General features: G+C 71.3%; 17 protein-coding genes. 10 read left to right on the forward strand and 7 right to left on the reverse strand.

The window, feature by feature from the left end:
- Positions 1 to 128 precede the first annotated feature (128 nt).
- Entirely contained in the window at positions 129 to 1,532 is a 1,404-nt protein-coding gene (locus AAFF41_RS07915; protein ID WP_343323754.1) for a hypothetical protein, read from the forward strand.
- On the opposite strand, the gene AAFF41_RS07920 is transcribed toward AAFF41_RS07915, so the two are convergent.
- Entirely contained in the window at positions 1,516 to 2,478 is a 963-nt protein-coding gene (locus AAFF41_RS07920) for a DUF389 domain-containing protein (RefSeq protein WP_319745596.1), read from the reverse strand. The two genes, AAFF41_RS07915 and AAFF41_RS07920, sit on opposite strands and share 17 nt — an antisense overlap.
- A 129-nt stretch (positions 2,479 to 2,607) precedes the next feature.
- Here AAFF41_RS07920 and AAFF41_RS07925 point away from each other — a divergent pair, with 129 nt between their 5' ends.
- On the forward strand, positions 2,608 to 3,540 hold the full coding sequence (locus tag AAFF41_RS07925) for a cyclase family protein (RefSeq protein WP_319745594.1): 933 nt from the start codon (positions 2,608 to 2,610) through the stop codon (positions 3,538 to 3,540).
- A gap of 100 nt (positions 3,541 to 3,640) precedes the next feature.
- Here the strand turns inward: AAFF41_RS07925 and AAFF41_RS07930 are convergent, their stop codons facing one another.
- Entirely contained in the window at positions 3,641 to 4,285 is a 645-nt protein-coding gene (locus AAFF41_RS07930) for a GAP family protein (RefSeq protein WP_343323755.1), read from the reverse strand.
- A gap of 239 nt (positions 4,286 to 4,524) precedes the next feature.
- Here AAFF41_RS07930 and AAFF41_RS07935 point away from each other — a divergent pair, with 239 nt between their 5' ends.
- From AAFF41_RS07935 to AAFF41_RS07950, 4 genes are all read left to right on the forward strand, one after another.
- Positions 4,525 to 5,433 carry a YhjD/YihY/BrkB family envelope integrity protein gene (locus AAFF41_RS07935; protein WP_319745588.1) on the forward strand — a complete coding sequence of 303 codons (909 nt, stop codon included), beginning with the start codon at positions 4,525 to 4,527 and terminating at the stop codon, positions 5,431 to 5,433.
- 68 nt (positions 5,434 to 5,501) lie between these two features.
- Positions 5,502 to 6,788, forward strand: a complete 1,287-nt coding sequence (locus AAFF41_RS07940; protein ID WP_319745585.1) for a GMC family oxidoreductase — start codon at positions 5,502 to 5,504, stop codon at positions 6,786 to 6,788.
- Positions 6,785 to 8,203: a DUF2252 domain-containing protein gene (locus tag AAFF41_RS07945; protein WP_319745583.1), complete on the forward strand. Its 1,419-nt coding sequence runs from the start codon at positions 6,785 to 6,787 to the stop codon at positions 8,201 to 8,203. Before AAFF41_RS07940 ends, AAFF41_RS07945 begins: the two co-directional genes overlap by 4 nt.
- 22 nt (positions 8,204 to 8,225) lie before the next feature.
- On the forward strand, positions 8,226 to 10,058 hold the full coding sequence (locus tag AAFF41_RS07950; RefSeq protein ID WP_319745580.1) for a glycoside hydrolase family 15 protein: 1,833 nt from the start codon (positions 8,226 to 8,228) through the stop codon (positions 10,056 to 10,058).
- Here AAFF41_RS07950 and AAFF41_RS07955 read toward each other — a convergent pair.
- Positions 10,009 to 11,313, reverse strand: coding sequence for a chloride channel protein (locus AAFF41_RS07955; protein WP_343323756.1), 1,305 nt, complete (start codon positions 11,311 to 11,313; stop codon positions 10,009 to 10,011). The two genes, AAFF41_RS07950 and AAFF41_RS07955, sit on opposite strands and share 50 nt — an antisense overlap.
- 241 nt (positions 11,314 to 11,554) lie before the next feature.
- Positions 11,555 to 12,670, reverse strand: coding sequence for a GNAT family N-acetyltransferase (locus AAFF41_RS07960; RefSeq protein WP_319745576.1), 1,116 nt, complete (start codon positions 12,668 to 12,670; stop codon positions 11,555 to 11,557).
- Positions 12,671 to 13,187: 517 nt separating this feature from the next.
- Between AAFF41_RS07960 and AAFF41_RS07965 the strand changes: the two genes are divergently transcribed.
- Both AAFF41_RS07965 and AAFF41_RS07970 read left to right on the forward strand, forming a co-directional pair.
- Positions 13,188 to 14,357: an MFS transporter gene (locus AAFF41_RS07965; protein WP_343323757.1), complete on the forward strand. Its 1,170-nt coding sequence runs from the start codon at positions 13,188 to 13,190 to the stop codon at positions 14,355 to 14,357.
- Positions 14,358 to 14,666: 309 nt separating this feature from the next.
- Positions 14,667 to 15,410 (forward strand): maleylpyruvate isomerase family mycothiol-dependent enzyme, encoded by a 744-nt coding sequence (locus AAFF41_RS07970; protein WP_319745571.1) that lies wholly within the window; start codon positions 14,667 to 14,669, stop codon positions 15,408 to 15,410.
- A gap of 115 nt (positions 15,411 to 15,525) precedes the next feature.
- Here the strand turns inward: AAFF41_RS07970 and AAFF41_RS07975 are convergent, their stop codons facing one another.
- Entirely contained in the window at positions 15,526 to 15,936 is a 411-nt protein-coding gene (locus AAFF41_RS07975; protein ID WP_319745568.1) for a MarR family winged helix-turn-helix transcriptional regulator, read from the reverse strand.
- A gap of 85 nt (positions 15,937 to 16,021) precedes the next feature.
- Here AAFF41_RS07975 and AAFF41_RS07980 point away from each other — a divergent pair, with 85 nt between their 5' ends.
- Both AAFF41_RS07980 and AAFF41_RS07985 read left to right on the forward strand, forming a co-directional pair.
- Entirely contained in the window at positions 16,022 to 17,545 is a 1,524-nt protein-coding gene (locus AAFF41_RS07980; RefSeq protein ID WP_319745566.1) for an MFS transporter, read from the forward strand.
- A gap of 123 nt (positions 17,546 to 17,668) precedes the next feature.
- On the forward strand, positions 17,669 to 17,947 hold the full coding sequence (locus AAFF41_RS07985) for a DUF6332 family protein (protein WP_054228787.1): 279 nt from the start codon (positions 17,669 to 17,671) through the stop codon (positions 17,945 to 17,947).
- On the opposite strand, the gene AAFF41_RS07990 is transcribed toward AAFF41_RS07985, so the two are convergent.
- Entirely contained in the window at positions 17,908 to 18,573 is a 666-nt protein-coding gene (locus tag AAFF41_RS07990) for a response regulator transcription factor (protein ID WP_319746076.1), read from the reverse strand. The genes AAFF41_RS07985 and AAFF41_RS07990 overlap by 40 nt on opposite strands.
- A gap of 80 nt (positions 18,574 to 18,653) precedes the next feature.
- Positions 18,654 to 19,919: a sensor histidine kinase gene (locus tag AAFF41_RS07995; protein WP_319745564.1), complete on the reverse strand. Its 1,266-nt coding sequence runs from the start codon at positions 19,917 to 19,919 to the stop codon at positions 18,654 to 18,656.
- Positions 19,920 to 19,930: the final 11 nt, after the last annotated feature.

Raw genomic sequence — 19,930 nt, forward strand, 5'->3', positions numbered from 1 at the left:
GCCTGCGCATCGACGGGGCCGGAATTCCATTGCAGCATCGGACGGAAGGCGCCGCACCTCGGTGCGGCGTTCACCCGCCGGGCCGGTTCCGGGTCGCGGGATCGGATCCGTACGCCTCTGCTGTAACCATGACGAGCAGCCCGCCTCCATCGGACCCGGACCGGAAGCCCCCAGAACCGTCCGGCGAGCAGCGGCTCTCGGCGCGGGAGCGCAACGAGCTGGACGAGCTGCGGCACCGGGTGAGCGCTCTGGAGACCGGGGGGCCGTCGCGGGCCGCGCGGCACCACTGGCTCCGCTCGACGGGTTCGGTCCTGCTGATTCTCCTCGCCTCGCTGCTGTCGCTGCTGGCCGTCGTCGCGGTCTGGGCGAACAGCATCGTCCGGGACACGGACCGCTATGTCGCCACCGTGGGGCCGTTGGCGAGCGATCCGGATGTGCAGAAGGCGGTCACCAACCGGGTCACCACCGCCGTCCTCGCGCAGATCGACGTGGACGCGCTGGTCAAGGATCTGGAACGGGCGGCGTCGGAGAAGGGTGCCCCGCCAAGGGCGGCCAAGCTGCTCGGCGACCTGAGCGGCCCGATCACCAGCGGTCTGAAGAGTCTGGTCGGCGACACCGTGCAGCGGGTGGTCTCCAGCAAGGCCTTCGAGACCGTCTGGGTGGACGCCAACCGCCGGGCCCACAGCGCGCTGGACAAGGCTCTCACGGGCAACGCCACCGGTGCGGTGTCCGCCAAGAACGGTCAGGTCACCATCGACGTGGCGCCGATCGTGGCCCAGGTCAAGGACCGGCTGGTCAGCGCCGGCTTCAAACCGGCCGCTCGGATCCCGGCCGTCCACACGGACTTCGTGGTGTTCGCGTCGAAGGACGTCGGCAAGATCAAGACGTATCTGCGGGTGCTGGACATCATAGGCGGCTGGCTCCCCGTCATCGCCGTGCTCATCGCCGCCGCGGGCGTGTATCTGGCCACCGACCGTCGCCGGGCCCTGATCGGGGCCGCGCTCGGGGTGTTCGCCGCCATGGTCGTGCTCGGCATCGTCCTGGCCGTCGCGCGGGCGGTCTATCTCGACCATATGCCCGTCGGGACGTCCGAGGACGCCGCCGCCACGGTGTTCGACTCCCTGGTCAGGTTCCTGCGCGCCGGTGTTCGCGCGGTCGGCGCGCTCGCGCTCGTGACGGCCGCAGGCGCCTTCCTCATCGGGCCGTCCCGGATCGCCGCCTTGATCCGTACGGGCTGTCGCAGGGGCATCGGCGCCCTGCGCGACGTCGCCGTGTCGGCGGGGCTCCCGCTGGGTCCGGTCGGCCGGTTCGTGCACCGCTTCAAGCGGTGGATCGGCGCCGCGATCCTGGCGGTCGCCGCGATCGTGCTGTTCACCTGGAGTTACCCGACCACGTGGGTCGTGGTGTGGACCGTGGTGATCGTGCTGGTCGCCTTCGCGATCCGCGAGTTCCTGGACACCGGCGCTCCGTCGGCCGCGGTCGGTTCGACGCCGTCTCCTCCGGCGCCGTCCGCCCCTACGCCGTCCGCCTGACCTCGCGCCGGTGCCGGCGTTCGCCCACCCGCCGCCAGATCGCCCGCTGGCACTTGAGCGTGCCGGTCCCGACCACGATCAGTACGACGATGTTGAGCAGGAGTTGGAGCAGCGACCCCCAGGCCTCGTCCCAGCTGGCGAACGCGCACGAGACCCCGATGTCGGCCCCGGCCGGGACGGTGGTCACCGAGATGAAGACGCCGAGGAGAGCGCTGGTCCGGGCCTCGGCCAGCGAGACGATGCCGACGACGCCGGCCAGCACCGCCACCACGACCGAGAAGAAGTTGGGGGTGTTGATCAGATTCGACACGGGCCTGACACCCAGTTCGAAGGCCCTCGGCTGAAGCCCGAAGCCCCGGACGAACAGCGAGAAGAGGAAGGTCGCGGCGACGGCCAGCGCGAAGCCCACGAGCAGGGCCATCAGGCCCTGCCGGATTCTCGGCCGGGAGCCGTGGTCGATCGCGAGGGCGACGCTGGTGATGGCCCCGTACTCGGGTCCGACCACCATGGCGGCGACGATGAGGATCTGGGAGTTGGTGATGATGCCGACCGCGCCGATGAGCCCCGCGACGACCAGGAAGAGGTAGAAGCTCGGGGGGTATCTGCCCTCGGCCCGGATCCGCGCCTCCACCTGCGCCCACACCGGTGCGCGCGGCGTGGCCCCGAGCCGCTGGGCCCCGGTCCTCGCGGCGTGTTCCGAGAACACCGTGTCCACCGGATCGAGGACGATGGAGCCGTGGCGCTCAAGGCCCAGGTCCCGCAGGCCGCGCAGCACGTCGTTCGCGGCTCCGGTCAGGACGTCGCACTCGATGGCGTCACCGTCGGGGTTGCGTACGCCGCCCGTCTGGAGGACCACGTTCAAGGCGCACGGCTCGTCGCCCAGCAGGGCCATGGTGCGCCGCGTGAGTTCCGGCGGGCACACCGCGCGGACATGAATCATGTCCATCCGGACCTCCGCGTTTCGGTGCGGTGCGCCGGCTCGTGACGTGGACAGGTCGCCCCTTCATTAACGCGGTGGGACCTGCCCCCGGCAACTCGGCGTGCCGGAATCCGGCTTCTGTCGGAGGCTGGTGACATGCCGATGCCCGACGAGCTGAGCGAGGCCGAGTTCCGGTCGCTCTACCGCCGACTGCGCGGCACGGCCTCTCTCGGTGGCAGGCGCCGAGGCGCCCTGGACACGATCACCGCGGAACAGGTGCTGGCGGCCGTCCGCGAGGTGCGGTCGGGACGTACGGTGTCGCTCGCCGCCCCCGTGGAGACCCGTACCGAACCCGACGACGCCGATCCGGCCGAGCACCGGCTCACCGCTCCGGCCGACGGCGAACCGGCCCCGAAGGGACTGGACTTCGCTCGGGACCGCTTCGCCATGAACATTCACGGCGATGTGGACAGCCACCTCGACGCGCTGTGCCATGTCATCTACGACGGCACGCTGCACGGCGGCATACCGGCGGCCGACGCGCTGTCGCCGGAGGGCGCGAGCGTCCTGTCCGTCGAGCTGGCCCGCGACGGCATCGTCGGGCGTGGCGTCCTCCTCGACATACCCCGGGTGCACGGCCTCTCCTGGCTCGAACCCGGATCGAACGTGACCGCCGAGGATCTGAGCGCCGCCGAGACCCGGCAGGGGCTACGGGTCGGCCGCGGCGACATCCTGCTCGTACGGGTCGGACACCGCCGGCGCCGCGAGGAGCTGGGCCCCTGGGACGTGGCCGCCGCCCGTGCCGGACTCCATCCGACCGCGATGGAGTTCGTGGCCGACCGGGAGGTGGCGGTGCTCGGCAGTGACAGCAACAACGACACGGCTCCGAGCGCGGTGCGAGGGGTCGCGTTCCCGGTGCATGTGCTCGCCGTCCACGCCATGGGGCTGCATCTGCTCGACTATCTGCGGTTCGAGGACCTCGCGCCGATCTGCGCGCGGGAAGGCCGCTGGTCGTTCCTGTGCGTGATCGCCCCGCTCCGGCTGCCCGCGGCCACCGGCTCGCCCGTCAATCCCCTGGCGATCCTGTGACGACGGTCGTCACCGGGCGGTCCCGTAGTGGCCGGCGCTCGCCCCGACGGTGCCGTGATGGTCGCCGTCACCCGGGCGGTGCGGTGATGGCCGGTCAGGGTCAGGCGGTCAGCTGGTAGATGCTCTTGCCCACCAGCCACAGACCCAGCAGCAGGCACACCGTCACGATCGCCTCGTCCTGATGGCCCTCGACCCACGTCCGCAGCCGCCCGAGCCGGACGCGGGACGAGTCGGGGGCGAAGGTCGCGTAGACCTCCATGACCAGCAGGCTGGAGCTGGCCAGCAGGCAGTAGCCCAGCAACGCCGCGTACGAGGCGGCGTGGGAGAGGTCCGCCTCCACCACGGTGGCGGCACCGGCGGCCACCAGCCCCCAGGGCTGGAGGAACAGCGCCAGTCCGGCCGCCGTCCACGGGGAGATCCGGTCGAGCCGGGACATCATCCCGGACGACTTGCGCCGCCTGCCCCTCCTGCGGCGGGTGCGCTCCCCGTACCAGACGAGGCCCACGCCGATGGCCAGTTTGGCGGCCAGGGCGACCGTGGAGGGCGGCGACTTGGGCGGCGGCGGTTTCCCGCCGGTCATCAGCAGCACCACGGCGATGATCGCGACGAAACTGGCCAGCCAGGTGAGGACGAAGGCCAGCCCGTTCCAGATCCCGCCCCGTGTGGACAGCACCAGCACGAACGCGGTCACCGAGAAGGGGTTCACGGCGATCGCCAGACCGATGAGGACCAGGTCAAGGACCATCGCTGCCCCCGTACGGCCGCGCGAGGTTCGGGGCGGCGGCGGATGCGCGCATGGCCCCATCGTCACCGCTCCCGCCCGCACCCACCATTCAGCGGTGCCGTCCGGGACTCCTCGGGCGGCCTCTCCCCCGCACGGCGCAACGGCGCTCGCGCCGCAGGCGGGCGGCCGCCCGGGACGGCACCCTGGTGGCGTGGTCACGCCTCGGGGCGTGGAGCCCAGTCCGGACCCGGGGAGCGGAATTGCGCGCAGGCAGAGGATCGGGCCCGCCCACCGACGGCCGGACGGCCCGCCTGCGCGGGCGGGCCGCGGAACTGGGGGCGCGGCTGCGCCGGCTGCGCGCCGGCGCAGAGGAACGCTTCCCGGTGATCACCCGCCTCACCTCGCACCTGATCGCCGTGAACCTGCTGGATTCCGCGACCCGGCTGGCGGCCCAGGTGTTCCTGACCGCCGTTCCGCTGCTCTTCGTGGTCGCGTCCTTCGCCCCGCAGGGGGTGCGCAAGGAGATCGTCTCCTCTCTGCACGACGTCTTCGGTATCAACGGCTCCTCCGAACAGGAGTTGAAGAAGGTCTTCGAGGCCAATCCCGCGAACCTGCAGCAGAGCGCCGGAGTGGTCAGTTCGCTGATGGTGCTGCTCTCCGCCACGGCGTGCAGCCGGGCGATGCAGCGCCTGTGCCAACGCGCCTGGCGGCTGCCGGGTGCGAGGGCACGGATCGCCGCCTGGCGATGGCTCGTGTGGATCGCGGCCTGGCTGGTCATCCTCGCCCTGCAGGGACCGCTGCGCACCGGGTTCGGCGTGGGGGCGTGGCTGGGCGTGCCGCTCCTGCTGGTCACCCAGGTGGGCGTCTGGTGGTGGACCCAACACCTGCTGCTGGCCGCGCGCGTCCCCTGGCTGCCCCTGCTGCCCGGTGCGCTCCTGACCGGGGTGGCCCTGACCACACTGTCGGTGGTCGCCAAGCTGTACGTGCCCAGCGCGCTCAACCGCGGCCTGGACCGCTACGGGTCGCTGGGTGCGGTCTTCACCGTGTTGTCATGGCTGATCGGGCTCTGTGTCGTCATCGCCGCCGGGATCACCGCCGGAGCGGTGATCGCGCGGGAACCCGTCGTGTCCCGGCACCTCGGCTCACCCGAACAGTCCAACTCGCCGTAAATATCCCCCAGGGATACCTTGGGCTTCGGGGCAGATGCCCACGGTGGGCAGTGGGGACGGTGGCCTGCATGACCGACGCACAGCACTACGACGTCATCGTGGTCGGCACCGGTGCGGGCGGTGGCACGATCGCTCACCGGCCGGCGCCCACGGGGAAGCGGATCCTCCTTCTCGAACGCGGGGACTGTCTTCCTCGTGAACGTGACAACTGGGATTCCACCGCCGTCTTCGTCAAAGGGAAATACCGCGCGCCGGAATTCTGGTTCGACAAACACGGAAACCAGTTCCCGCCCGAGGTCAATTACTACGTGGGCGGCAAAACCAAGTTCTACGGCGCCGCGCTCTTCCGTATGCGCCCCGAGGACTTCGGCGAACTCCGCCACCACGACGGCATCTCCCCCGCCTGGCCACTGAGCTACGAGGAACTCGAGCCGTACTACACCCAGGCCGAGCATCTCTACCTCGTCCACGGCCGGCACGGCGAGGACCCGACCGAGGGTCCCACCAGCGCCCAGTACGCGTATCCGCCGGCCCAGCACGAGCCGCGCATCGAGCAGCTCAGCCATGATCTGGAGAAGCAGGGGCTGCACCCCTTCCACCTCCCGATCGGGGTGAACCTCACCCAGGACGACCGGGGCCGGGCCACCCACACCAGCGCCTGCATCCGCTGCGACCGTGTCGACGGCTTCCCCTGCCTGGTCGGCGCGAAGGCCGACGTACAGGTGGTCGTCGCCTGCGGCGCCGTCAACTCCGCCGTCCTGCTGCTGCGTTCGGCGAACGACCGGCATCCGCGGGGTCTGGCCAACTGCTCGGACGTCGTGGGCCGGCACTACATGCGGCACAACAACCTCGCCCTGATGGCCGTGTCCAAGGAACCGAACGACACCAGGTTCCAGAAGACCCTGGCCCTGCACGACTGGTACCTGGGATCCGACGACTGGGAGTTCCCCCTCGGTGGCATCCAGATGCTCGGCAAGTCCGACTCCGAACAGATCCACGGCGAGGCGCCCCGCTGGGCCGGGGCCGTCTCTCCCGACATGCCCTTCGAGGTACTGGCCCACCACGCGGTCGACTTCTGGCTGTGGGGAGAGGACCTGCCCGCCCCCGACAACCGCGTCACCCTGGACCGGGACGGCGGCATCCACCTGGCCCTCGACGAGAAGAACAACATCGCCGGACTGAACCACCTGCGGCACAAACTGCAGGGCATGCTCAGCCACTTGGGCATGCACGAACACCATCTCCTGTCGCGGAACACGAGCTTCTTCCCGAGCATCGGAGCGGTCAATCCGTCCCTGACGGCCATCGCCAACGCCCTGCGTGTCGGTGATCGCATCGCGGACCGACTGCGATGACCTCGCACCACCCCGCCGACGGCGTCGTCGCGCACCGCACCCCCCGCGAGCGTGCCGAGACCGGCAAGGCCGCCCGGGCCGCCGTACCCCGCTCCCGTCACGCCGAGTTCACTCCCGCTCGGAAACGGCCCGACCCCGTGGACGTCATCGAGGCGCAGTCCGCGACCCGAGTGCCCGAGCTCGTGCCGATCCGCTACGGGAGGATGATCGAGTCACCGTTCCGCTTCTATCGGGGGGCCGCCGCCATCATGGCCGGGGACCTCGCCGACACTCCCCGCACCGGGATCACCACGCAGGTGTGCGGCGACGCGCACCTGCTGAACTTCCGGCTGCTGGCCTCGCCCGAGCGCCGCGTGATGTTCGACATCAACGACTTCGACGAGACACTGCCCGGCCCGTGGGAGTGGGACGTCAAGCGGCTGTGCACGAGTTTCGTCATCGCCGGCCGGGCGAACGGCTTCAGCGCCAAGGAGCGGGCCGGCGTCGTGCGGTCGACGGTGCGGTCGTACCGCGAGTGGCAGCGGCGCTTCGCCGCGCTGGGCAACCTCCCCGTGTGGTACGCCCGGTTCGACGACGACTGGGTGCGGACCCACGTCATCCAGGAGGTGAGCGCGCGGGCCCGCGAGCGCTGGACCCGGTCGGTGGCGAAGGCATGCACCCGCGACAGCCTCCAGGCCTTCGACAAGCTGACCCACGTCGTCGACGGGAGGGTCCGCATCGCTCCGGATCCCCCACTGGTCACACCGCTCCAGGACCTGCTTCCGGACGTCGAACGCGACGCGTTGGAGGAGCGGATCCGCCGGATGATCGAACGGTACGGTCAGAGCCTCTCGTCGGACCGGCGGTTGCTGCTGGAGCAGTACCGGCTGGTCGACATGGCCCGCAAGGTGGTCGGGGTCGGCAGCGTGGGTACCCGCTGCTGGATCGTTCTGCTGCTCGGTCGCGACGACCAGGATCCGCTGCTCCTGCAGGCCAAGGAGGCCGACGAGTCGGTACTCGCGCCGTTCACCGGGGCGAGCGACTGCCGGACGCAGGGCGAGCGCGTGGTCTGTGGTCAGCGGCTCATGCAGGCCACCAGCGACATCTTCCTCGGCTGGGCTCGGGCCGACGGCATCGACGGCGGCCGACGGGACTTCTATGTACGGCAGCTGCGGGACTGGAAGGGCATCGCCGAGCCCGAGTCGATGGTGCCGGACGGGATGCGGGCCTTCGGTGAACTGTGCGGTGCCACGCTGGCCCGCGCGCACGCGAGGTCCGGGGACCGGATCGCCATCGCCGCCTACCTGGGCGGGGGCGAGGTCTTCGACCGGGCGCTGGTGAGGTTCGCCGAGCGCTATGCCGACCAGAACGAGCAGGACCACCGGGCACTCGTCGACGCCGTCCGTTCCGGGCGGGTCAAGGCGGAAACCGCCTGACACGCCTGACAAGGAGAGCAGCATGGATCGCTATCCGCCCATCGCCGACCACGGGCTCGTCGGGGACCTTCAGACCACGGCTCTGGTCTCGTCCCAGGGGGTCATCGACTGGTTCGCGGCACCGCGCTTCGACTCACCGAGCATCTTCGCCGCGCTGCTCGACCACGACGGCGGCGGCTACTTCCTCCTCGCGCCCGAACACCCCGAAGGCACCTGGAGACAGCTCTACTACCCGGACACCGCCATCGTGGTGACCCGCTTCATGTCGCCCGACGGAGTCGGCGAGATCGTCGACCACATGCCGGTCCAGCCGGGCCCGACGGCGACCGACCGGCACAGCCTGGTGCGGGTCGTCCGCTCGGTGCGCGGCACCGTGCGCTTCACACTCGAATGCCGGCCGCGGTTCGACTACGCGCGGGCCGCCCACGACCTCGACCTGACGCACGACAGGCCGATGCAGGAGACGGCGACGTTCCGGGCTCCCGGGACGACCGCCTACCTCCAGGGCAGCATCCCGCTCGAACGGGACGGGCAGGACGTCCGAGGCGCCATCACCCTCAACGCCGGGGAGGCGGCGGTCGTGGTGTTCACCGTCTGCGCGCCGGACGGGGAGGCGCCGCCGCCCCCCACGGTCGAAGGGACCACCGAAGACCTCTGGGAGAACATCGACTTCTGGCAGAAGTGGGTGCGCACCTCGCGCTACCACGGCCGCTGGACGGACATGGTGCACCGCTCCGCGATCACCCTCAAGCTCCTCACCTACGCCCCCACGGGCGCCCCGGTCGCCGCCGCCACCATGGGACTGCCCGAGCAGGTCGGCGGCGAGCGCAACTGGGACTACCGCTACACCTGGGTGCGGGACGGCTCCCTCTCGGTGCGGGCCCTGCTCGACCTCGGCTTCGTGGAGGAGGCCACCCGCTTCACCCGCTGGCTGGGCGACCGCCTGAGCGCCCGCGAGGGTCCCGACGACGAACCCCTCCAGATCATGTACCGGGTCGACGGTGACCCCCATCTGACGGAGGAGACCCTGGCGCACTTCGAGGGCTACCGCGGCTCCTACCCGGTCCGGGCCGGCAACGCCGCCAGTGACCAACTGCAGCTCGACATCTACGGCGAGGTGCTCTACGCCCTGGCCGAGGGCCGCGAGGTCGGCGAACAGACGGGCTACCACGGCTGGAAGGGGCTCGCCGCCACCCTCGACTGGCTCGCCGACTCCTGGGACCGGCCCGACGAGGGCATCTGGGAGACCCGGGGCGGGCGCAAGGACTTCACCTACAGCCGGGTGATGTGCTGGGCCGCGTTCGACCGCGGCCTGAAGCTGGCGCACGAGTTCAGCAGACCGGCCGACACCGTGCGCTGGACCCGGGCCCGGGACGCGATCCTCGAACAGGTCATGGAGCGCGGCTGGAACGAGAAGGAGCAGGCCCTCGTCCAGTACTACGGCAGCGGCGTCCTGGACGCCTCCCTGCTGCTCGTCCCCCGGGTCGGATTCCTGGCCCCCCGCAGCCCCGGCTGGCTCAACACCCTGGACGCCATGGACCGCGTCCTCGTCTCCGACAGCCTGGTCTACCGCTACGACCCCGGGGCCTCGCCCGACGGACTGCGCGGCTCCGAAGGAACCTTCAGTCTGTGCACCTTCCTGTACGTCGACGCCCTCGCCCGCGCGGGGCGCCTCTCCCAGGCCCGCTATGCCTTCGAGAAGATGCAGACGTACGCGAACCACGTCGGCCTGTTCGCCGAGGAGATCGGTCCCAGCGGGGAGCAACTGGGCAACTTCCCGCAGGCCTTCACCCATCTCTCGCTGATCATGGCCGCGACGACGCTGGACGAGGCGCTCGACGCGCTCCATCGCTGAACACCGGGATTCCCGGCCCCTGCGACAGCAGTTCGGTGGTCACGAAGGACACCACGGCGGCGAGCACGATCACCGGCACCGTGCCCGAGTTGCCCACCATCAGCACGACCAGCACCACACAGCTGACCGGCAGCCGGAGCGCGGCGGTGGACGAGGCCGCCATGCCCGCCGCCACGCCCGGCACGACGCCGAGCCCCGGCAGCGGCGCGAGCAGGGCGCCCGTCGCGCCGCCCAGGAACAACGCGGGGAACACCGGACCGCCGCGCAGGCTGCCCAGGCAGAGCGCGTAGGCGACACTCTTGAACACCAGGACCGCCACCAGGCTGCCGACCGACCAGGCGTGCGGGTCGGTGGCGAGCTGCCCCAGCATGGACTGGCCCGACAGGGCGACGTCGGACGGCGAACGGCCGGTGAGGACCGCGTAGAGCGCCGCGCAGACGGCCGCGCCGAGTGCGCAGAGCACCGTGTTGCGCAACGGGTGCGCGACCACGAGGCGCGCCGCGATCCGCCCGCCCACGATGATCCAGTGGATGGCCGCCCCGATGACGACCGCCATGAGCACCGACCACACCACGTCCCCGGCGTCGAGAACGGAGGGCGCGGGCAGTCCGATCTCCAGGCTCCCGGTCTTCAGCCCGGTCCAGTGTCCGAAGCCGGTGAACACGATGGCGCCGATTCCGCCGGCCAGCAGGACGGGAAGCATCACCGCGAACAACTGCGGCCCGCCCACTCCGGACACCTCCATCAGGAGCACCGCCGCCACCAGCGGACTTCCGAAGATCACGGAGATGGCCGACGCGGCGCCCGCGGCACCGAGCAACTCCGTGTTCGCCTCCGTCGCGGGAACACGTACGAGATCCCGGAACATCAGCGCCAGACCGCCGCCCAGGGCGATCAGGGGCGCCTCGGGCCCGAGCACGGCTCCCAGCGGCAGACTCGCCAGCGCGGCGAGGACCACGCCGGGAACGGCGGCCTTCGACGCGCCTCCGGGCTGCAGGCCCCCCGCCGGGACGTGTCCGCCCCGGCCGGGAAACCGCAGGACGACCAGGGCGACGACCGCACCCGACACCAGAGCCGGCGGCAACGGCCACCACCACGGCGGATTCGACCACCCGAGACGGTGCGGCCAGTCCACCCAGATCAGGCGTTCCAGCTCGTGCAGCAGGACGAGGAACCAGAACGCGACCAACGACACCGGGATCCCGATCAGGCCGCAGAACAGCAACGTCCGCCGGTACGCGGGCTGCCGCAGCATGTCCCTCAGCTGCTCGGCCTCGCGGGGCTGATCTCCCGACGCGGGCTCCGCCCGTACGGGCTTCGGTTCGGTGATGGGTCTTCTCCTGGGTCCGCTCGCAGCGATGCCGCCGGTCGGAGCGCGAGATTACCCACCACGTCGCCCTTGCCACTCCAAGCCACGCGACACCACCCGGAAACCCTCCGGGTGGACGCGCCCCACCGATGCCGCACGGCCCCCGGACCATCGGTGGAGAAGCCGCTCAGCGGGCGCGGGGGCCCGCCGCGCCGGAGTCCGGCCGACCCGAAGTACGCAGCGTGCCGACCGTCTTCAGCAGCCGGTCGGCCGGATCCCGCAGCCGGGGATGGGCCAGGACCGTGTTGCGCAGGCCCCGCACCGGCCTGCGCCAGAGCCGGTGCGCCGTGGCCACCGGGTGGGGGCGGGTCGCGAACCCTTCGCCCACGCGCAGCTCCCGGGTCTTGAGCCAGTCCTTCCACTCCTTGTCGCCACGGCCCAGGTCCATGAGCCGCACGCCCTCCCGCCCTGCGGCCTCGGCCATCCGGAGGTGCATGATCAACCCGGGCGAGTAGTAGCGGAGTTCGGGGTCGTACGCGGTGAACCAGGCCGCGAACAGCGTGCGCGAGGTCGGTCCGAAGTGTGCGGCCACCGGCCGGTCACCGGCGTACACCACGGACAGCACTCCGTTGAAGTGCTCCTCACGGACCCGGAAGAGATGGTCCACCAGGTCCACGATCCAGGGCCGCGCGAAGCGGTCCATCCGTCCCGTCCTGCGGTACTGGGCGGACTTCCAGCGCATGAGGGTGCGCAGCACCCGCGGGTCGCGCTCGTCGTAGACGAACCGCATCTCGCCCAGGTCGCGTCCCAGGCGGCGTTCCTTCTTCAGCGTCGTCTTGGCCAGTCCCGGGTAGGCGCCGCGCAGCCACTCGGCGTAGGTGCCCTCGCCGACCTTCAGGTCTATCACCGGTGAGGCGAACGTCCCGGTGACATGTCTGCCGAAGGGTTTCTGCTCCTCGACGAGGTGGTCGAACTCGAAGACGGACAGCCCACAGGCCCGCAGTAGTTCCTGCGTGTCCCAGGTGACCCCGGGGCGGTGCACCAGGGCCTGACAGTCGGAGAGACCGAGACCGATGGCTCGGCCGACGCCCAGGGAGTTGCGCTCGTACGGGAAGAAGCCGACGGGCTCCCCTCTCTCGTGGAGGACCGCCACGTGCGCCCCGCCCCGGTACCTGTCGATCCCCGCCGCGAACTCCGGGGCCAGGAACGGGTTGGCGTAGTCGGGCGACTCGTCCATCACCCGATGCCAGGCCAGGAGGAGCGAACTGCTCAGCTCCTCCGGTCTGTGGATCGTGATCTCCACCTCAGATCAACCGCCCTTCCGCGGGCTCCGCGAGGGACGTACCGTTCGCAGCGCGGACCCCTAAGGCGTGAGGATCGTTGTTCATCGATCGCACGGCCGACCGCCCCCCATTCCCCCATGACGCGTCTCGAACTGTTCCGCGAGGCTCAAACGTCGCGAATCAGTACGCAAGCTGTCAAGGGTGTCTGTCGTAACGGAAGAGTGGGAATTGGCGTGCCCGGACCCGAACAGGCCATCGGCGCTCGGGTCCCGACAGCGGATCGGAGGCCGATGCACTCGTCGTTCACCCCACGCATGAGGCGCCGCAGGGGGTGGAAGCCGTCGCGGGAGAGGACCGGTGGCGCACCGCCGGCCCGGCCGAACGACACCACGCGCTGCGCCCCGGCGCAGGCGAGGGCGTCGCGCGGTTCCGCCGTGCGCGTGTCCGGCTCGGCGCGACAGGCTCCTTGCCCCACCCCCGCCCGCCGCCTACGCTGACTTTGTGCCGCTAATAAACAAAGCCAGGTCGCACAGTGCCGTGCGGGGCCCCGCCGGCCTCACCCGCCTGCGTGGCGCCATCACCGCCTTCTTCGCCCTCGACGGCTTCGTCTTCGCGGGCTGGGTCGTGCGCATCCCGGCCATCAAGGAGCAGACCGGCGCCTCGGTGAGCGCCCTGGGGCTCGCCCTGCTCGGCGTCTCCGCCGGAGCGGTGATCACGATGACGCTCACCGGCCGACTGTGCCGCCGCTTCGGCAGCCATCCGGTGACCGTCGTCTGCGGCATCCTGCTGGCGCTGAGCGTGGCCCTGCCCCCGCTGACGCACTCGGCGGTCGCGCTGGGGCTGGTCCTGCTCGTGTTCGGAGCGGCGTACGGCGGTATCAACGTCGCCATGAACAGCGCCGCCGTCGACCTGGTGGCCGCGCTGCGGCGGCCTGTCATGCCGAGCTTCCACGCGGCGTTCAGCCTGGGCGGCATGATCGGCGCGGGGCTCGGCGCACTGGTGGCGGGTTCCTTGTCCCCCACCCGGCACCTGCTCGCGCTCACCGTGATCGGCCTGCTGGTGACCGCCCTCGCCGGACGCACTCTGCTGAGCCATGAGCCTGCGACGCCCCCGGAGCGCGGACCGTCGCACGAGGAGCGCGCCCCGCGTCGCCTCGACGCACGCACCCGAGGGCTGGTGTTCGTCTTCGGCCTGATCGCCCTGTGCACCGCGTACGGCGAGGGTGCCCTGGCCGACTGGGGAGCCCTCCACCTGGAACAGGATCTGCGGGCCCACCCGGGCGTCGCGGCCGCCGGCTACTCCTGCTTCGCGCTCGCCATGACCATCGGCCGGGCCGGCGGTACGACGCTGCTGGAACGGCTGGGTCGCACACGGACGTTGGTGGGAGGCGGCGCCACGGCCGCCACCGGCATGCTGCTCGGCGCGCTCGCCCCCTCCGTGTGGGCGGCCCTTCTCGGCTTCGCGATCACAGGGCTCGGACTCGCCAACATCTTCCCCGTCGCCGTCGAACGCGCCGGCTCCCTCGCCGGCCCGAGCGGTGTCGCCATCGCCTCGACGCTCGGCTACGGCGGCATGCTCCTGGGCCCGCCCGCGATCGGGTTCATGGCCGACTGGTTCTCGCTGCCCGTCGCCCTCACCAGCGTGACGGTGCTGGCGGCGCTGGCCGCGCTCATCGGGTTCGGGACCCGCCGGGCGGCCGTGGGCTGACGGTACGTCGCCCCTGGGTCCTGTCGGGCGCCCCCGCGGACCGGGGGCGGGCGTGCTCCACCTCACAGCGGGCCACGGAGCCGGGCGGGAACAACCCAGGGGCATCGGCCGTTGATCCGTGCGTGGCTACGGAGGGGACAGTGTCCCCGGGTCTCACCTACAGCCCATGGGGACGATCGTCCGGCTGAAGCCCCATGGAGCGTTCCGCCGCGAGGCGACCGCCCTCCGTCGGCCACGACATACGGCCCCGGCTGGTCTCCCCCGTCCAGCCGGGGCTTCTCCTTGTCCACCACCGGGCACACTCGCCACATGGAGATTCCGGAGTTCGTGGAGACCCTGGACCAGGAGGGCCGGTCGCTCGCCGCGGCGGCTGAGCAGGCGGGGCCCGACGCCAAGGTGGCGACCTGCCCGGGGTGGCAGGTGCGGGATCTGGTGCGGCACACGGGCATGGTGCACCGGTGGGCGACGGCGTTCGTCGCCGAGGGGTACGCCGCGTACCACCCGGACGGCGGCCTGCCCGAGTTGGACGGCGCCGAACTGCTGGCCTGGTTCAGGGACGGCCACCGCCGCCTGGTCGACACGCTCGCGGCCGCTCCGCCCGACCTGTCCTGCTGGAGCTTTCTGCCCGCGCCCTCGCCGCTCGCCTTCTGGGCACGGCGGCAGGCGCACGAGACGACCATCCACCGGGTCGACGCGCAGTCGGCGCTCGGCGCGACGCCGGACACGGTGACCCGGGGCTTCGCGGTGGACGGGATCGACGAGTTGCTGCGCGGCTTCCACGGACGTCCGAGGAGCCAGGTGCGTTCCCGAACGCCCCGTGTGCTGCGGGTGCGCGCCACCGACGTGGACGCGGTGTGGACCGTACGGCTGTCGCCCGAGCCGCCGGTCAGCGAGCGGGGCGCGACGGCGGCCGGAGACGTCGACTGCGAGCTGGCGGGGCCCGCGGCACAGCTCTATCTGGCGCTGTGGAACCGGCTGCCGTTCCCCGACTTGACCGGTGACACCTCGCTCGCCGCGCTGTGGCGGGAGAAGTCCGGCGTCACCTGGGGCTGAGACACCGGGGACCGACCGGGTCGGTCCGGGTCGGTCCGCGTGCGATGGCGGTCCGCGTGTGGTGGCCTCCGACCTGCCATCCCGTGGGGTGGCCTCCGGCCCGCGGTCCGCGGTGTCAGGCGCCGGTGGCCGTCCCGTCCGCCAGCATCCGCGTCAGCACCGCCCGCTGCACCGGTAGCACCTCGGCGTGGAGCGTTCGTCCCTTCGGGGTGAGGCAGACGCGCACCCCCCTGCGGTCCTCCGGGCACATGCCGCGCGTCACGAGACCGTCCTTCTCCAGGCGGGCGATCAGCCGGGACAGGGCGCTCTGGCTCAGATGGACGCGGTCGGAGATCTCCTGGACGCGGTAGGAGCAGTCACCGTCGGACGCGGTGCCCCCGGCCAACACGTCCAGCACCTCGAAGTCGCTTGCGCCCAGGCCGTGTCCGTGCAGCTCGCGGTCGAGCTCGCACAGGGTGCGCGCGTGCACCGCGAGGATGTCACGCCACTGGTCCACGAGCACCTGCTCGGCCTTCTTCGCCGCCATGGCCGCACCGTAGCAAAGAATCGAGTTTGTTGCATCGGAATTAAATGCGCTTGCATCCGATGCATGTGCATGTACTGTCTCCCGCATGACCTCTCCGCTCACCACCCCCACCACCGAGGGACGCTGGACCCCGCGGCTGTGGGGCACCCTGCTGGTGCTCTGCGCCGCGATGTTCCTGGACGCGCTGGACGTGTCGATGGTCGGCGTCGCCCTGCCGTCCATCGGCTCCGAACTGGACCTCTCCACCTCGACGCTGCAATGGATCGTCAGCGGCTACATCCTGGGATACGGCGGACTGCTCCTCCTCGGCGGTCGCACCGCCGACCTGCTGGGCCGCCGCCAGGTCTTCCTGGTGGCCCTGGGCGTCTTCGCGCTCGCCTCGCTGCTCGGCGGGCTCGTCGACTCGGGCCCGCTGCTGATCGCCAGCCGCTTCATCAAGGGCCTGAGCGCGGCGTTCACCGCCCCGGCGGGCCTGTCGATCATCACCACGACCTTCGCCGAGGGCCCCCTGCGCAATCGCGCCCTGTCCATCTACACGACGTGCGCGGCCACTGGCTTCTCGATGGGCCTCGTACTGTCCGGCCTGCTCACCGAGGCCAGTTGGCGCCTCACCATGCTGCTGCCCGCGCCCATCGCGCTGCTCGCCCTGCTCGTCGGTCTGAAGCTGCTGCCGCGCAGCGAACGCGAGAAGGACCACAACGGCTACGACATCCCCGGCGCCGTCCTCGGCACGGCCTCGATGCTGCTGCTGGTGTTCACCGTCGTCCAGGCCCCCGAGGTCGGCTGGGCCTCGACCCGTACCCTCCTGTCCTTCCTCGCCGTGGCCGTCCTGCTCACCGTCTTCGTCCGTGTCGAGCGGCGTTCGGCGGGGCCGCTGATCCGGCTCGGCGTGCTCCGCTCCGGCAGTCAGATCCGCGCCCAGCTCGGCGCGATGGCGTTCTTCGGCTCGTACGTCGGATTCCAGTTCCTGGTGACGCTGTACATGCAGTCGCTGCTCGGCTGGTCGGCCCTGCACACCGCGCTCGCCTTCCTGCCCGCCGGCGCGCTGGTCGCGCTCTCCTCCACGAAGGTCGGTGCCGTCGTCGACCGCTTCGGGACCCCGCGGCTCATCGCGGTGGGCTTCGTGCTGATGGTCGTCGGCTACGCGCTGTTCCTGCGCATCAGCCTCGACCCGGGGTACGCGGCCGTGATCCTGCCGACCATGCTGCTGATCGGCGCGGCCTGCGCACTGATCTTCCCCTCGCTCAACATCCAGGCCACCAACGGTGTCGACGACCACGAGCAGGGCATGGTCTCGGGTCTGCTCAACACCTCGGTCCAGGTGGGCGGCGCCCTCTTCCTGGCCGTGGTGACGGCCGTCGTGACCGCGAACTCCTCGGCGGGTTCCTCGCCGCAGGCCGTCCTCGACAGCTACCGGCCCGGTCTGATCGTGGTGACGGGGATCGCCGTGGCGGGGCTGCTGATCACCCTGCCGGGGCTGCGAACCCGGCGACCGAGGCCGACCGTCGTGGTCGCACGGTCCGTGGGGAACGACTCCATGGGGAACGAATCCGTGCGGAAGGACTCCGTACGGGAGGGCTCGGAGGGGCGGGTGGCGATCGGCGACTGATCCGGTTCGCCGTCGACCTCAACTCACCACGTGGACACGACACTTGGAACCGACGCTTCGACCCGACGCGCCCGGCAGGCAACCCCTTGTCCGCCGGGCGCGCTGTCGTGACAGACTCGGACCATGGGGAGACGCACGCAGGAGCAGCGGGACGCGATGACGATCGAGATCGGGTACGCGCTCCTCAGCGCGACCTTCGCGGCGGGCCTGGCGCTGGGCGCCGTATCCGGCCCCGCGCTGCTCTTCGATCTCCCGCTCACCATCGAGAAGGGCCTGATCACCTCGGGGGTACTGCTGGCGACCGCGCTCTTCGCGGTACGCGTGGTCACGGTGCTCGTCCGCTTCGGCCGCGCGGCCGGCACTCACCCGAGCCACCCCGGCCGCACCAACCCCGACTCATAGGCGAGCACGACCAGTTGGGCCCGGTCACGGGCGCCGAGCTTCACCATCGTGCGGCTGACATGGGTCTTGGCCGTGAGCGGGCTGACGACCAGACGCCGCGCGATCTCGTCGTTCGACAGTCCGATACCGACGAGAGCCATCACCTCCCGCTCCCGCTCCGTGAGCCGGACGAGCGACTCCGCGGCCGCGGGCTCCTTGGAGCGGGCCGCGAACTCCGCGATCAGCCGGCGCGTCACGCCCGGTGACAGCAGCGCGTCGCCGCCGACCACCGCCCGTACCGCGCGTAGGAGTTCGTCCGGCTCGGTGTCCTTGACGAGGAAGCCGGAGGCACCGGAGCGGATCGCCTCGAAGACGTACTCGTCCAGCTCGAAGGTGGTGAGCATGACCACCTTCACGTCCTCGAGGTCCGGGTCGTCGGTGAGACGGCGGGTCGCGGCGAGGCCGTCGAGCAGCGGCATGCGGATGTCCATCAGAACGACGTCGGGGCGAAGTTCGCGCACCTTGCGCACCGCCTCCTCGCCGTCGGCCGCCTCACCGGCCACCTCCAGGTCCGCCTGTGCGTCGAGCAGCGCCTTGAAGCCCGCCCTGACCAGTGACTGGTCGTCAGCGAGCAGGACGCGGATCACCGTTCCTCCCGCGCCGTCCATCGATCCTCCCCCGCCGCCCTCCGGCTCTCCTGCGTCATCTGCCGGCTCTCCTTCACCGTTCACCGGTCCTCCTTGACCTTCAGCGGGAGCACGGCCAGCACCCGGAAGCCTCCGTCGTCGCGCGGGCCCGCCTCGATCGTGCCACCGAGGGCGACGGCCCGCTCCCGCATACCGGCCAGCCCGTTGCCGCTGCCGCCCGCGTCGGTGCCGGTCGCGGGCCCGTCGTCGTCGATCCGCAGCCGCAGCGTGCCCTGTGCGGCTTCGAGCCGCACGCGCGCGTGCCGCGACCCCGAGTGCCGTACGACATTGGTGAGGGCCTCCTGGACGATACGGAACGCGGCGAGGTCGGTACCCGGCGGAAGCTTCGGAACGCCGACGGGTTTCTCGACCTCGACCGTCAGACCCGCGCTCGCCGCCTGTTCGACGAGTTCGGGGAGCCGGTCGAGCCCGGGCGCCGGCGCGCGCGGCGCCTCCCCCGGCGTACGGAGTGTGTCGAGCACCTGGCGGACCTCGCCGAGCGCCTCCTTGCTGGCCTCCTTGATGGTGGTGAGCGCCGTGCGCGCCTGTTCCGGGTCGGAGTCGAGAAGCGCGAGGCCGACGCCTGCCTGAACATGGATCACGGAGATGCTGTGAGCGAGCACGTCGTGCAGTTCACGGGCGATCCGCAGCCGCTCCTCGTCGGCGCGCCGGGCGGCGGCCCGCGCGCGTTCGGCGCGGTCGCGGGCCCACTGCTCACGGCGTATCCGGGCCAGCTCCGACACCACCACGACCAGCACGCCCCACGTGAGGAAGCCGAGTTCCTGATTCCAGGAGGCGGCCCGGTCCCCCGCGGGCGGCAACCAACGGTAGAGCCAGTGCCCCACCAGCAGATGGCTGGCCCACAGCATGCCGACGGCCGTCCAGGCGGCCCAGCGGTGCCCCGCGACGACCGCTCCGAAGCAGCCGACGGCGACGGTGACGAACACGGGCCCGTACGGATATCCGGCGGCCAGATAGACCAGCGCCGCCGCGGCCGTGCCGAAGGCGACGAGCACCGGGTGCCGGTGCCGCCACAGCAGCAGGCCGGTGCCGAGGATCAGCAGCGCCCTCCCGAAAAGGTCCAGGGTGATGCGTTCGCCGTTCTGGGCGTGCGCCGCGAACTGAGAGCCGCCCAGCACGAAGACGGTCAGCAGCAGGGTGGAACGCCACGGCCACCGGTCACCGCGCCCGCCGCGCCCGTCGCCCTGGTCCTCGCCGCTCCATCGGCGCCACCCCGGTGGCCCGTGCCGCCACCACGGCGGTCCCCCGGCCCACACCGGGGACCTGGGGGTTCGCTGCTCTTCCATGACGGTCACGC

The sequence above is a fragment of the Streptomyces mirabilis genome (assembly GCF_039503195.1).
In the GTDB taxonomy this organism is placed as follows: Bacteria; Actinomycetota; Actinomycetes; order Streptomycetales; family Streptomycetaceae; genus Streptomyces; species Streptomyces mirabilis_D.